The following is a 13,569-nucleotide window of genomic DNA, read 5'->3' as shown; positions in this document are numbered from 1 at the left end:
GAAGCGACGAAGCAGCTCAGGCGTTGCGAGCGGCGACCCACAGGAGGGCAATGTCAGTGTGCGTCATTGAGTGGTCTCCTTCAGGTGGGTTGGTCGGATGTGAGAGGTGCGCCAGAAGCGCAGGGTGCGAAGTCTGGCACGCCTCGCGGATGCGGTCAACGCTCGTCATGTCGCAATTGTTGCGATACATCAGGTACTTCACGTGCCTCGATGTCGACCACCTCGCCTTGTCCCGCGGTAGCACCACGGCGCATGCCGGAAAACGGCGAACGCGGGTCGACGCGAAATCGCACGACGCGCGGGCGACGGCCGCGGATCAGGCTCCAGCCCACGAGCAGCAGCGTGAGCACGAGGCCCGCCACCAGCAGACAGGCCGCGAACACCAGGCCCACGCCAACGAGCAGCAGGCGCAGAACGACGGAAATGAAGCGTTGGACGAAGATCAACAAGCGAGGCCTCTGAGCAGACAACAGGTCGAGGCGATTATCGGCCGCGTCACAATGCACGCTCACCGCACATGGGAACTCATCGGATGAAGAAACTCGCCCTGGCCACAGCCATCGTTCTGTCTGCCTGCTCCAGCAAACCTCCTCCTGCGCCGCCCGCGCCACCGCCCGTCTCGGTACTGGCACCCAACGCCAATCTGATGACGCAGGGCATCCCTCCGGTTCCGACCAGCCTGGTCGATCAGGTGGCCAAGTACACCGATTTCCGTGGCCATGGCCTCGTCGACTGGCACCCCACGCAACGCGAGATCGTCGTGGCGCACCGCAAGGCCGGTGGCAATACCGCGCAACTCTTCCGCGTGAAGAGCCCGCTCGCAGAGCCAGAGCAACTGACCGACTCGGCCGACCCGGTGACCACCGCCACTTATGAGCCGCGCGAAGGCAAGTACCTCGTCTTCGAACGCAGCGTGGGTGGCAGCGAAGCCGATCAGCTCTACCGTCTCGATCTCGCGACGAAAGAGACGACCTTGCTCACGGATTCCATCGAGCGCCACAACCTGCAGGTGTGGCTGCACAAGAGCAGCCTGCTGCTGACCGCCTCGCTGCCGCTCGACAAGACGGCGGAAGGCGGCACACGCGCGAAGGTCACCACCACCTTCCGTCTCGTCGACCCGCTCAAGCCGCAGTCCCCTCGCAAGGTGGCAGAACTCGAAGGCGGCGGCTGGGCAGCCAGCAGCGTCTCGCATGACGACAAACGCGTGGCCCTCACGCGCTACATCTCGGCCAATGAGTCCGAGGTGTGGTTGCTCGATCTCGCCAGCGGCAAGACCACGAAGATCCTGCCAGCCGCCGGCAGCAAGGAGCGCGCCTCCTATACCGCCAGCGAATTCATGAACGGCGACGCCGGCCTGTACGTCGTCAGCGACCGCGCCAGCGAGTTCCAGGAACTGATGTCGTACCGCTTCTCCAACCGCAAGCTCACCCGCATGAGCTCGCACATCGCGTGGGACGTTAGCGGTGTCGAGGTGAGCGAAGACGGCGCAGTGGTCGCTGCGCAATTCAATGTCGACGGCCGCAGCGAGCTGCACCTGTTCGACGGCCGCACGCTGAAGGAGATGCCGGCACCGGCCGTGCCCTCGGGCAGCGTGGGCAGCGCCGCCTTCAACCGCCGCTCGGGCGAACTGCTGTTTTCGCTCAACCGCGCGCAGGGCCCGAGCCAGCTCTATTCGTTGGCGCCGGCAAGTGGCCGCGTCGAGCAATGGACACGTGCCTATGCGCCACCCGGCGTCGACATGGCGGGCTTTGCCGACCAGCAGATCATCCGCTGGAAGAGCTTCGACGGCCGCAGCATCTCGGGCCTGCTGAACCCACCGCCCGCACGCTTCACCGGCAAGCGGCCGGTGATGATCCTGATCCACGGCGGGCCAGAAGGCCAGGCCACGATGGGCTTCAAGAACCGCTACAACTACTTCATCAACGAGCTGGGCATGGCGGTCATCGAGCCCAACGTGCGCGGCTCCAGCGGCTTCGGCAAGAGCTTCATCGCGCTCGACGATGGGCTGAAGCGCGAAGACTCGGTGAAGGACATCGGCGCCCTGCTCGACTGGATCGCCACCCAGCCGCAGCTCGACGCATCGAAGGTCATCGTCACCGGTGGCAGCTACGGCGGCTACATGAGCCTGGCCGTCAGCACCAATTACGCCGACCGCATCACCGCGTCGATCGACGTGGTGGGCATCTCGAACTTCGTCACCTTCCTGCAAAACACCGAGAGTTACCGCCGCGACCTGCGTCGCGTGGAGTACGGCGATGAGCGAGACGCAGCGATGCGCGAGTTCCTCGAAAAGATCTCGCCGTTGACGAATGCCAGCCGCATCACCAAGCCTCTGTTCGTGGTGCAGGGCAAGAACGACCCGCGCGTGCCGTACACCGAGGCCGAGCAGATCGTTGCCAAGGCCCGAGCCAACGGCACAACGGTCTGGTACCTGCGCGCCGAGAACGAAGGCCATGGTTTCGCGCGCAAGGAAAACGCCGACTACCAGTTCTACGCGACCATCCTCTTCTTGCAGAAGACGCTAGGTCGGTAAACGCCGCGCTGCCCGCGCATAGCTCAGCACACGCCCCTTGTAGGGCATGCTGCCGTCCGGCAACTGCCTGACCTTGAGTTCTTCGCGGTCGAAGCCCAGGGTGTCCATCAGCCGGTTGAAGCCGGCGCGGTTTCCGCGATCGGGGTCGACGATCACCACCTCCATCGCCGCCTGCGAATGGCGCTCGATGAAGGCAGCCAGCAAGCCGGGCTGGTCGCGCTCGTAGAGCACGTCGCTGCCGATGATCATGTCGAAGAGGCCGAGCTCGGTATTGACGGTGGCCCAGTCGCCATGCAGGTAGGGCAGCGCCGGCAACGCGTTGAGCTTCAGGTTCTCGCCGAGGAAAGCGCCCGCCAGCGGGTGGCAATCGCTTGCGGTCACGTCGCCGTGCCGGCGGTGCAGTGAGAGGCTCGCCAGCGCGAGGCCACAACCCACTTCGAGAATGCGCCGTTGGCCGAGCACGGCGTCTTGCAGGTGCGCCGCCAGCACCAGGGCGGAAGGCCAGACCATGCCGAACAGGGGCCAGGTGGCGGATGAAATACCCAAGCGCTCAGCCTCGCCATCCGGGTCGTGAAACTGCTGCTTGTCCAGCAGCGAACGCACCTGCATCGCCAGCCCCGCCACGGGGATGGTTTCGAGCTTGACCTGGTAGCCGGGCATGGTGCCTTCGCGTTGTGTCGGGACCGCACAACGCTTCTCATGAAGAGGCATGCAGCCCCGAAGACTACTCCTTGTGCGCTATGGCCCTACGGGCCCCTGGAACCCGTGCGCGCGGAAGGTGATCACGAGGGTGTCGCGGTGGCCACCGACATCCAACGGCTGGATCGGCGTGCTCTCGTGGATGACGCGCTCGTCGTCAAGCATCAGCGTCGTCCACGGTTCCGTCATCGTGAAACGAAGCCCTTTCGGGCCGGCCGCTTCGAACACGCGTGTCTCACCGCCCTTCACCCCGACGCGGTTCACCAGGATCACCGCAACGAAGTCGACCCCGTCGCGGTGAGCACCCTCCGGCGTGGGCCGGCCGATGCCGTCGGTGGTGTCGATGCGGAACTGGTGCGCCTCGACGAACCACGGCTGCGCCCCCTTGATGGCCGAGCAGCTTTGGCTCAGCGTACGCAGCATCTGCGTCCACACCGGTTGCGCGACGATCTGCGGCTCGATAGGCTCGAACCAGCGCTCCAGCCCGCCGTGCAAGGCGTTGTATTCCACTGGCTGCCAGTGCGCGCGGTGCGGTGCCTGCGTCACCAGCTCGCCTTCGACGACGAAGCAAGCGTGCCGGCGCCGGCGGTAGTGACCACCATCACGCAGGTAGGCGTCGGGCGGCAGGTCGTCCCAGCTGGCTTCCAGCGAGCTCAGTGCAGCCGGCTCGCAAGGCAGGAGCTTGCACAGGCCCGACGGGTTCAAGGTGGCGTAACCCGCGTTGCGCAGGGCATCGGTCAGTTCAGCGGGAGCGATGAAGGGAGGTGTGAGGCCGGAGGTCATGAACGGAATGATGCCAGCCCTGAGAGCCTGATGTAGATTGCGTGCGGTCCCACTCTGGCACCTTGCATGGCCACCTCACGTTCCGCCTCCCTCAAGAAACCGCTGCGAAGCGCGCTCGACTCGCTCAAGCGCACCGGCACCACGCTGAAGAAGCTCAAGCCTTCGATCGCGAGCCCCGCCACCCTGAAGAGCCGCCACACCGCGCGGCGCCAAGCCTCCGGGCTCCAGCTTGCACTGGCCGACTGCATCGATGCACTCAACCCGGCACATTGGGATGCGCTGAGTTCGCAAACGGTGTTTCTCTCGCGCGACTACCTGCGCGTGCTGGAGGCCCATGGGCCGAAGAACATCCAGCCACGCTATGCGATGGCCTACCAGGCCGGCGAGCCGGTCGCGATCATGCTGTTCCAACGAGTGAGCGTGAGCGGTGACCGCCTGCGCAAGCCGAGCAGCAAAAAAAGCGTGATGGCCAAGCCACTCGCCGGGCTGCAAGAGCACCTGCTCGTCTGCGGCAACCTGCTGGTGTGGGGTGCACGCGCTGTGGCCTTTGCGCCCGAGGCCGATGCGGCCTTGCTGTGGCACGGTGTGGGCGAGGCCATGTACCGACTGCGCCGCGCCGACAAGCTGCTGGGCGAATCCGACGTGGTGATGGTCAAGGACTTTGCTGCCGACCACGAGCACACACGCGACGCCTTGCGGCTGCTTGGCTACCGCAGCGTCGACACCGAACCCGACATGGTGCTCACGCTCAAGCCTGGGTGGAAGAAGTACGACGATTACCTCGCCAGCCTGACCTCCAGCTACCGCAGCAATGCGAAGAAGCTGCTGAAGGACTGCAGCGCCAACGGCATCGTGCTGCGCGCCGCCAGTGCGGCCGAGATGAAGGCACGCCAACATGAACTGCATGCGCTCTACGAGCAGGTGCACATGGGCCAGGGCTTGCGGCTGGCCACCTTGTCGCCCGACTACCTGGGCGCGATGGCCGAGGCCTTGGGCGAACGCTTCGTCTGCCGCGTGGCCGAGCGCGATGGCACCTGGCTGGGCTTCGTCACCAACGTCAGCGACGGCAGCACCGCACTCGGGTACTACATCGGCTACGACCGCGCGGCCAATGCGCAGGCACCGATCTACCTGGCACTGCTCCAGTCGACGGTCGAAGACGCGATCGCATTTGGCGCAAGCCGCCTGTCGCTGGGTCGCACCGCACTCGAACCCAAGGCAAAAATGGGTTGCAAACCCGAGCCGCTCGCCTGCGCAGTGCGCCACCGCGTCTCGGCGTTGAACTGGATCGTCAGCGCGCTGACACGCACCGCGAGCCACGACGAAGCCCCCGAACGCAGCCCGTTCAAAACCGCGGCTGACACAATCGCGTAACCATCTCACGGAATTCTTGGCCCATGTACCACGGAGAACGATTCAACAGTTTCACGCACCTGGCCGGCCTGCTCGGCGCAGTGGCCGGCGCGGCCGTGCTCATCACCCAGGCCGCGCTGCATGGCGACGCGTGGCAGGTGGTGAGCTTCAGCATCTTTGCCGCCACGATGGTGTTGCTGTACGGCGCCTCCACGCTGTACCACAGCGTGCGCGGCGCGGCGAAGAAGGTGCTGGTCAAGTTCGACCATTGCGCCATCTACCTGCTGATCGCCGGCACCTACACGCCCTTCACGCTGGTGACGTTGCGCGGCCCATGGGGCTGGGCCCTGTTCGGCACCGTGTGGGGCCTGGCCATCATCGGCATCGTGAAAGAGCTGAGCTTGGGCCGCGAGCGCGTGCCGTCGGTGCCGCTCTACGTGGCGATGGGCTGGCTCGGCGTGATCGCCGCCGTGCCACTCGTGCAGGAATTGCCCGCGGCCGGCTTGGCCTGGCTGGTGGCCGGCGGCCTGCTCTACACCGCTGGCATCGTGTTCTATGCGAATGACGAGCGCTGGCGCCATGCACATGGCGTCTGGCACCTGTTCGTGCTCGCCGGCACGGTGTGCCATTACGTCACTGTCTTGCTGTACGTGAACTGAATGCGTGCTGCAGAACTGATCGAGCTGCTGAAGCTCGCACCGCACCCTGAGGGCGGGCACTACCGAGAGATCTTCCGCTCGGCCGCGAACGTCAAGCCTGACGATGGCCGCCCCGCGCGCAGCGCGCTCACCAGCATCGACTTTCTGCTGCAACGCGGCGAGTTCAGCGCCTGGCATCGCGTGGCCTCCGACGAGGCATGGCACTGGCTCGAAGGCGGCCCGTTGCGACTGTGGTGCATGCCGCCGAAGCTGGACCGCATCGAGGCTATCGATTTGTCTGCTGCGAGTGCGACTTCGGCACCGCGGCACATCGTGCCTGCCGGCTGGTGGCAGGCGGCTGAACCGCTCGCGGACTTTGCCTACATCGGCGCCACGGTTGGCCCCGGTTTCGAGTTTGCCGACTTCGCGTTCGCGCGCGATGATGAACCGGCGATGAACGCCATCGCTCGCCTGCAACCCGATCTCGCACGCCTTGCCGGCGTGGCCCGGTCATGACCACCACGCAACCTCGCAATCCGCTTCACGGTGTCACGCTGGAGAAGATGCTCAACGATCTCGTGGCGTACTTCGGTTGGCCGGGTCTCGGCGAACAGATCGACATCCGCTGCTTCACCGCTGACCCCAGCATTTCCTCGAGTCTCAAGTTCTTGCGCAAGACACCGTGGGCGCGAGAGAAAGTCGAGAGCCTTTACCTCTTCATGCTGCGCGAGCAAGCACGCTCGGCGCGTCCGCAAAGGCCTTGACGCAAAGGCCCTGAGCGCGCGCAGGGACACTCGTCCTACGCTTCCAAGCTGCGCGGGCTGACGCGCATGTGCAGCGTTCTCCGATGGGGACTTTCCTGATGCCCAACGACGATTCGACACTGGTGATCTTCGGGTCGCCGTCTCGATGACCTCTGAAAGGAAAAACCAATGAAACTAAAACCTCAACTTCTGGCAGCCTGCATCGCTGGTGCCTTTGTGGTCTCGGCCCAAGCTCAGGTCGCTGGCAGCGGCTTGTACGTCGGCGGCAACGTCGGGCAAGCCAAGCTGAAGGGGGATGACTTTCCCGGTCTGGACAACTCCAATACTGGCGGCAAGCTGTATGGCGGGTACGACTTCACCCCCAACATCGGCATGGAACTCGGCTATGTCGACCTCGGCAGCTTCGACTACGGCAACGGCACGGTGAAGGCCAATGGCGTCTTCCTCGACGGCGTGGGAAAGGTCATGTTCGCGCCAGGATGGTGGGGACTGGCACGCCTGGGCGTCTTCCAGGGCAAGCTCGACAACGGACCGTCAGACGACAACGGCACGTCGTACAAGGCCGGTATCGGTGTTCAGTACGACCTGACCGCGAACGCTGGGGTGCGCGCTGAGTTCGAACGCTACAAGTTCGACGCGCTGGGCGTGAAGCCGAAGGCCGATCTTTTCTCGGTCGGCTTCAACTACCGCTTCTGAGGCAGTCCCGAAAGACAGTCCTGAGCTCAGGACCGACGTGAAGAAGACCCCCGTGATCCGGCTTCTGGGTCATGGGGTCGTTCTTCGGCACCTTCCAAGGGTGCCGGCATCGTGGGTGCGTGGATTCGCACTCGGGCGCCTGCCACGCTGATCACCTGGCCCGCGCGGATCTTGCAGGTCTTGCGCAACTCTTGCTGGCCATCGACCTCGACCTTGCCGTCGGCCACCATCGCTTTGCCTTCACCGCCGCTGCTTGCCAGGCCGGTGACCTTGAGCAAGGTGTCGAGCGTGATGTAGTCGCCACGCAATTCGAATTCGATCATCCGCATACCGCCCCTCCGCTGTTGTCTCAGCGAGTTTGCGCCAATCTGAATTCGTCCGCCAGCAGGGCATACGATTTGCGACGCACTGCCGGGTCGTGCGCCCAGGTGTTGATCACCAATTCGTCCAGTGAGAGTTCGTCGGCCAGGGCACGCAGCTTGTCCGCGACCTGCGGCCCAGTGCCGACGAAGGCTTTGCGGCGCATCGGCGCTACGGTCTGCATCTCTTCGGGTGTGAAGCCGCGCGCTGCAATCGCATCGGGTGATTGCAGCGGGCCGAGCATGCCGCGCCCGCGGTCCACGCGCCAACGTTCGCGGCTCAGCGCGTGGTGCAAGGCTTCTTCTTCGGTGTCGGCCGCCAGAGCCCACACGCAGATGGTCGCCTGCGGTCGCGGATGGCGTTCGCTCGGCTGGTAGAGGCGGCGATACAGGTCGAGAGCCTGCTCGACACCCTGCCCGTCGACGAAGAAGTACGCATAGGCATAGGGCAGGCCGAAGTTCGCGGCGAGCTGCGCACCGTAGTCGGAGCTGCCGAGGATCCACACCTCGGGTCGCATCGGCCCGCGCGGGTGCGCCACGATGCCGCGGTGCTGCAGACCTGACGTCCACGCCTGCAGGTCGCGCACCTGCTCAGGGAACTGCTCTGCCGAGCCATAGGTGTGCGGATTGAGGGCTTGCGCCGTGCGCATGTCACCGCCCGGCGCGCGGCCGACACCTAGGTCGATGCGGCCCGGTGCCAGAGCTTCGAGCACACGGAACTGCTCAGCCACCTTGAGCGCCGCATAGTGCGGCAGCATCACGCCAGCGCTGCCGATGCGGATGCGTGTGGTGCGCGCGGCGATCGCCGCCATCAAGATTTCAGGCGCGCTGCCCACGATGGTCGGCAGGCTGTGGTGTTCGCTCAGCCAGAAGCGTTCGTAGCCCAGCGCTTCGGCGTGTTCGGCCAGTGCCAACGTGTCGCGGATCGCCGCATTTTCACTGCTGCCACTGAGGGAAACTGATTGATCGAGAACGGAAAGCTTCATGGTTTTGGGTCTATAACTGCTGGTGTATATTCAGCCTACAGGTATACGCAAGACAGTGGTTGTTAGTGATCTTTTCGAACATCGGCTTGGTTCCAAGCCGGTTCCGTCAGACCCCCCCAATAACGTTTCTTCTTGAGTGTTTCTGCATGCGGAGCATGTGCTGCGCATTACTTTGTCAAAAGATAGGACTCGTCCATGACGACTCAAACCGGTACCGTGAAGTGGTTCAACGAGAGCAAGGGCTACGGCTTCATCGCTCAAGACGCAGGCGGCGCTGACCTGTTCGCCCACTTCCGTGACATTCAAGGCAATGGCTTCAAGACCCTGCTGGAAAACCAGAAGGTCGAATTCGAAGTCAAGCAAGGCCAAAAGGGTCTGCAAGCCGCGAACATTCGCGTGCTGTAAATCTGGCTCAGGCCACATAAAAAACGCGGCTCCGGCCGCGTTTTTTTTGCCCGTCATTCCAAAAGTCCGCTGACAACTGGGCGACAGATGGCACCCCGCGCCGAGACTACGATGCGCAATAACTTTTGCCGGAGACAAACATGACCACCCTTGCCCAGACCACCAACCAGCAAGTCCGCCTGGCCGAGCGCCCCGTGGGCCTGCCCACCCGAGCGAACTGGCAATTCACATCCGAACCCGTGCAGGAGCCGCAGGCCGGTGGCGTGCTGGTGAAGACGCTCAGCCTCTCGCTCGACCCGGCCATGCGCGGCTGGATGAACGAAGGCAAGAGCTACATCCCGCCAGTCGGCATCGGCGAGGTGATGCGTGCCGGCAGCGTCGGCGTGGTCGTGGCTTCGAAGAACCCGGCCTTCGCCGTTGGCGACCACGTGTATGCGAGCCTTGGCGTGCAGACCCAATGCCTGATCGCTGAAGCCGACATCAAGCGCACGGGCCTCGTCAAGGTCGACACCCGCATGGCATCGCCCTCGCAATGGCTCAACGTGCTGGGCATGCCCGGCATGACGGCCTATTTCGGCCTGATGGACATCGGCCAGCCCAAGGCCGGCGAGACGCTGGTGGTCTCCGGTGCGGCTGGTGCCGTCGGCCAGACGGTGGGCCAGCTCGGCAAGATTCTCGGCCTGCGCGTGGTCGGCATTGCCGGCGGCAAGGCCAAGTGCGACTGGGTGGTGAGCGAGCTGGGCTTCGACGCCTGCATCGACTACAAGGCCGGCAACCTGAAAGAGGGCCTGCGCGACGCATGCCCCAAGGGCGTGGACATCTACTTCGACAACGTGGGCGGCGAGATCCTCGACACGGTGCTCACCCGCATCACCCGCAAGGCCCGCATCGTGATCTGCGGCGCCATCAGCCAGTACAACAACACCACGGCGGTGAAAGGCCCGGCGAACTACATGTCGCTGCTGGTCAACCGGGCGCGCATGGAAGGCATGGTGGTGTTCGACTACGCCGACCGCTATCACGTCGCCATCGCCGAGATGGGCGGCTACCTGAAAGCCGGCAAGATGAAGAGCAAGGAAGACATCGTCATCGGTGGCGTCGACGCCTTCCCCGAGACCCTGCTCAAGCTATTCAACGGCGAGAACTTCGGCAAACTGGTGCTGCAGGTCGCGGCCGAGTAATGCCGGTGCCGGGCGGACTGGGTTGATGCCTAGCCGCCTCGAATGACAGGCCGCTAGACTGGCCTGTCATGGCCCCTCAGGTTCCGCCAATCATCCCGTCCGTTCCCCCGGCTTGGGCCGCCGTATTGGATGCGGCCTCCGACCTGCTGGCCTTGCTCGATGCGCAGGGCCGCATCGTCTGGGCCAATGCGGGATTCCTCCGCGCCAGCGGCCACGCCCTGGTCGAGGTGCTGGGGCACGAAGCGGCCGAGCTGTTGAGCGCTGGCGACGGCTGGGTTCCGCTTGCCAACGCCTTGCGCCAGGGCCACGGCTTCGACCGCACCGAGCTGACTTGGCGGCATGTATCCGGTGAAGTTCGCACGGCGCTCGCGACCGCACGCGTGCTCGGCGAGACAGAGCAACTGGACGGGGCCCGCCTGCTGCTGAGCCTCCAAGACACCACGGAAACCGAGCGGCTGCGTGCCGAGACGGCCCGTCAGGCCGAGTTGCTCGACATGACACAGGACTTCGGCCGCCTGGCGGTGTGGGAACGCGCCATCCCCACCGGCGAGGGGCGCTGGGACCGCCACATGTTCCATTTCTTCGACATGGAGCCCTCGGGCGGCACGCCCGACTTCGCCGTCGCCGAGCAGCGTGTGCACCCGGACGACAAGCTCGGCAATGTCTATCGCAAGTCCACGCTCGCCGCCGGCCTCTACGAGCACCGCTATCGGATCGTATCGCCCAGCGGCGGCGTTCGCCACGTGCACTCCCACTGGGAAGTGAAGACCTCCGAGCAAGGCGCTCCGAACCGTGCCATCGGCCTGCTGATCGATGACACCGAGGCCTACCAGCTCGCCGATGCCTTCAACAAGGCGAACGCGCAGCTGAAGATTGCCGTCGAGCTCGGCAACATCGCGTTCTGGCGTCACGACCTGACGTTGAACCGCATCTTCTACAACGACCTTGCTTTTCAGATCCTCGGCATTCCGCCGGTACCTGATGGCCTGACGCTGGAGCAGGTGCGCGCCCTCATCCACCCAGACGACATGGCGCAGGTGCTGGCCACCGCTGAGCAATCGCTGCACACCAACGAGCCGGTGGACATGGAAGCGCGCTACCGCCGCGCCGACGGCACCTGGATCTACGTGCTGACGCGACGCGTGGTGCACCGCGACCCGAGCGGCAAGCCGATCGAGTTCATCGGCGTCGCACTCGACGTGTCGACCCAGGTGGAGAAGTTGCGCCAGGCGAGCGAGCTTGCCAAGCGGCTGGAGATTGCCGTCAGCGCGGCAGGTGTGGGCATCTGGAGCCGCGACCCGAAGGAGCCGCGCGCTACCTGGAACGAGCAGATGTTCAAGATCACCGGGCGCCCGCAATTCCTCGGCGGCCCGACGCGCGATGAATGGATCTACCAGATCGTTCACCCCGATGACCGCGCGGCCATCCTGAGCGCGCGGGCGGAGATCACGGCCGAAACGATGTCCGTCGAACATGAGTGCCGCATCGTGCGGCCCGATGGCGAGGTTCGCTGGCTCGTGAACCGCGCCCGCCGCGAGAAGCGCGATGGCACGTTGATGGTCTTCGGCGTGACGATCGACGTGACGGAGCGCGAGCGCGCCGAAGCCGCGCTGCGCAACGTCAACGAGCGCGTGGCGCTGGCCGCGCGCAGCGTCGGCATGGGTACCTGGGAGTGGGACGTCACCACCGGCGAAGCCGTGTGGGACGAAGCCATGTTCGGCCTGCGTGGCATGGAGCCGCAACTGCATGCACTGAACGCCGCGCAGCGCCTGGCGATGACACACCCCGACGACGTCGACGCCGTCAAGCGAGAGCTGCGCGAAGCCGCCTTCAACACCCACCCGACGTCGTACGAGTTCCGCGTCGTGTGGCCTGACGGCTCGGTGCGCTGGCTCGCCTCGCGCTCGACGCCCGCGCCAGATGCCAACGGCCACACCCACCGGCGCATCGGCGTCAACTGGGATGTGACCGAAGCCAAGAACGCCGAAGTCAACCGCCGTGAACGCGAAGTGGCTCTGAGCGAGAGCAAGGCGAAGTCTGAGTTCCTCTCGCGCATGAGCCATGAGCTGCGCACGCCGCTCAATGCCGTGCTCGGCTTCGCGCAGCTGCTGCTGATCGGCAAGGAGGCGCTGCAACCGCAGCAGCGCAACAAGCTCGCGCACATCCAGTCCGCAGGCGAACACCTGCTGGCGTTGATCGACGATGTGCTCGACCTCTCCAGTCTGGACAGCGACCAGCTCAAGCTCGACGTGCAAGCCGTTCCCTTGGCCGCAGTGCTGCACGAGGCCTTGCCGCTGGTTGAATCGCTGGCGCGTACGCATGGTGTGACGATCCATACCGACGCGCTGGCTGGCGTCGCCCTCGGCGACCGCACCCGCCTGCGCCAGATGGTGCTCAACCTTCTGAGCAACGCCATCAAGTACAACCGGCCACAGGGCCGCGTGACGGTGTCGAGCCAGGTCAGCGACAAGGACGTGAGCCTTCTCGTGCAAGACACCGGGCGCGGCATGACCGAGGATCAGCTGGCCCACCTCTTCGAGCCCTTCAATCGACTGGGCATGGAGCGCGAAGACATCGAAGGCACCGGCATCGGTCTCGCGGTGGTCAAGGCGCTCGCCACGCGCATGCAGGGCGAGGTGAGCGTGAGCAGCCAGCCTGGCGTCGGCTCGACTTTCTCCGTGCGTCTGCCGCGCGCTCCTGATCAGCTCACTCAAGACCGCGCGGCGACCCCTACCGCGGCCATGGCAGCGCCACACTCACGTCAACGCAAGGGCACCCTGCTCTACATCGAAGACAACCCGGTAAACGTGCTGCTGGTCGAAGAACTCGTTCGCATGCGGCCCGGCCTCCGGCTCGAATCGGCCGTCACCGGCCTGGCCGGTGTGGCGCGTGCCGCGGCGCTGTTGCCCGACCTGGTGTTGATCGACATCCAGCTGCCCGACATCGACGGCTTCGAAGTCTTGCGCCACCTGCAGCAGCAGGCACAGACTGCGCACATCCCCTGCATCGCCCTGTCGGCCAACGCCATGCAGGCCGACATCGCACGCGCCACCGCCGCCGGCTTCAGCGACTACTGGACGAAGCCGATCGACTTCAGCAGCTTCCTCGCAGCGCTCGACCAGCGCTTCCCCGTACAAGACGTCTCGGCCGCCTGACGCACTTGCGCACTTGC

The 13,569-nt window shown here is 65.0% G+C and carries 13 protein-coding genes and 1 pseudogene; 9 read left to right on the top strand and 5 right to left on the bottom strand.

The genetic code is table 11. The annotated features are described in order from the left end of the window. Positions 1-155: 155 nt before the first annotated feature. The gene (locus AC1DYS_RS09505; RefSeq protein WP_477898337.1) at positions 156-449 is read right to left on the bottom strand and encodes a hypothetical protein; all 294 of its coding nucleotides are present in this window, start codon (positions 447-449) and stop codon (positions 156-158) included. Between the two features lie 83 nt (positions 450-532). On the opposite strand from AC1DYS_RS09505, the gene AC1DYS_RS09500 reads away from it, so the two are divergent. After that, on the top strand, positions 533-2,533 hold the full coding sequence (locus AC1DYS_RS09500; protein ID WP_477898335.1) for a S9 family peptidase: 2,001 nt from the start codon (positions 533-535) through the stop codon (positions 2,531-2,533). Here AC1DYS_RS09500 and AC1DYS_RS09495 read toward each other — a convergent pair. Next, positions 2,522-3,193 carry a class I SAM-dependent methyltransferase gene (locus AC1DYS_RS09495; RefSeq protein ID WP_477898333.1) on the bottom strand — a complete coding sequence of 224 codons (672 nt, stop codon included), beginning with the start codon at positions 3,191-3,193 and terminating at the stop codon, positions 2,522-2,524. The genes AC1DYS_RS09500 and AC1DYS_RS09495 overlap by 12 nt on opposite strands. 78 nt (positions 3,194-3,271) lie before the next feature. Next, positions 3,272-4,015 (bottom strand): 2OG-Fe dioxygenase family protein, encoded by a 744-nt coding sequence (locus AC1DYS_RS09490; protein WP_477898331.1) that lies wholly within the window; start codon positions 4,013-4,015, stop codon positions 3,272-3,274. Between the two features lie 66 nt (positions 4,016-4,081). Here AC1DYS_RS09490 and AC1DYS_RS09485 point away from each other — a divergent pair, with 66 nt between their 5' ends. From AC1DYS_RS09485 to AC1DYS_RS09465, 5 genes are all read left to right on the top strand, one after another. After that, positions 4,082-5,389, top strand: a complete 1,308-nt coding sequence (locus tag AC1DYS_RS09485) for a GNAT family N-acetyltransferase (protein WP_477898329.1) — start codon at positions 4,082-4,084, stop codon at positions 5,387-5,389. 23 nt (positions 5,390-5,412) lie between these two features. Then, entirely contained in the window at positions 5,413-6,027 is a 615-nt protein-coding gene (gene trhA, locus AC1DYS_RS09480) for a PAQR family membrane homeostasis protein TrhA (RefSeq protein WP_477898327.1), read from the top strand. Next, complete coding sequence (locus AC1DYS_RS09475) at positions 6,028-6,522, top strand: cupin domain-containing protein (RefSeq protein ID WP_477898325.1); 495 nt, start codon at positions 6,028-6,030, stop codon at positions 6,520-6,522. Beyond that, positions 6,519-6,770 (top strand): VF530 family protein, encoded by a 252-nt coding sequence (locus AC1DYS_RS09470; RefSeq protein WP_477898323.1) that lies wholly within the window; start codon positions 6,519-6,521, stop codon positions 6,768-6,770. Before AC1DYS_RS09475 ends, AC1DYS_RS09470 begins: the two co-directional genes overlap by 4 nt. 168 nt (positions 6,771-6,938) lie before the next feature. Further along, positions 6,939-7,466 carry a porin family protein gene (locus tag AC1DYS_RS09465; protein WP_047484103.1) on the top strand — a complete coding sequence of 176 codons (528 nt, stop codon included), beginning with the start codon at positions 6,939-6,941 and terminating at the stop codon, positions 7,464-7,466. 119 nt (positions 7,467-7,585) lie between these two features. Here the strand turns inward: AC1DYS_RS09465 and AC1DYS_RS09460 are convergent. Together AC1DYS_RS09460 and AC1DYS_RS09455 are read right to left on the bottom strand one after the other, a co-directional pair. Further along, positions 7,586-7,795, bottom strand: a pseudogene (locus tag AC1DYS_RS09460) (RNA-binding S4 domain-containing protein); the annotation flags it as partial. Between the two features lie 20 nt (positions 7,796-7,815). Beyond that, positions 7,816-8,811: an LLM class flavin-dependent oxidoreductase gene (locus AC1DYS_RS09455; protein WP_477898321.1), complete on the bottom strand. Its 996-nt coding sequence runs from the start codon at positions 8,809-8,811 to the stop codon at positions 7,816-7,818. Positions 8,812-9,006: 195 nt separating this feature from the next. Between AC1DYS_RS09455 and AC1DYS_RS09450 the strand changes: the two genes are divergently transcribed. The 3 genes from AC1DYS_RS09450 to AC1DYS_RS09440 all read left to right on the top strand — a co-directional run bounded on the left by AC1DYS_RS09450 (position 9,007) and on the right by AC1DYS_RS09440 (position 13,552). Then, positions 9,007-9,216: a cold-shock protein gene (locus tag AC1DYS_RS09450; protein WP_047484101.1), complete on the top strand. Its 210-nt coding sequence runs from the start codon at positions 9,007-9,009 to the stop codon at positions 9,214-9,216. Between the two features lie 140 nt (positions 9,217-9,356). Continuing rightward, complete coding sequence (locus AC1DYS_RS09445; protein WP_477898318.1) at positions 9,357-10,397, top strand: NADP-dependent oxidoreductase; 1,041 nt, start codon at positions 9,357-9,359, stop codon at positions 10,395-10,397. A 68-nt stretch (positions 10,398-10,465) separates the two neighbouring features. Beyond that, the gene (locus AC1DYS_RS09440) at positions 10,466-13,552 is read left to right on the top strand and encodes a PAS domain-containing protein (protein ID WP_477898316.1); all 3,087 of its coding nucleotides are present in this window, start codon (positions 10,466-10,468) and stop codon (positions 13,550-13,552) included. The last annotated feature ends 17 nt before the right edge of the window (positions 13,553-13,569 follow it).

This window comes from Rhizobacter sp. P2_G4 (assembly GCF_056403575.1).
This window is presented reverse-complemented; position numbering and strand designations above follow the sequence as displayed.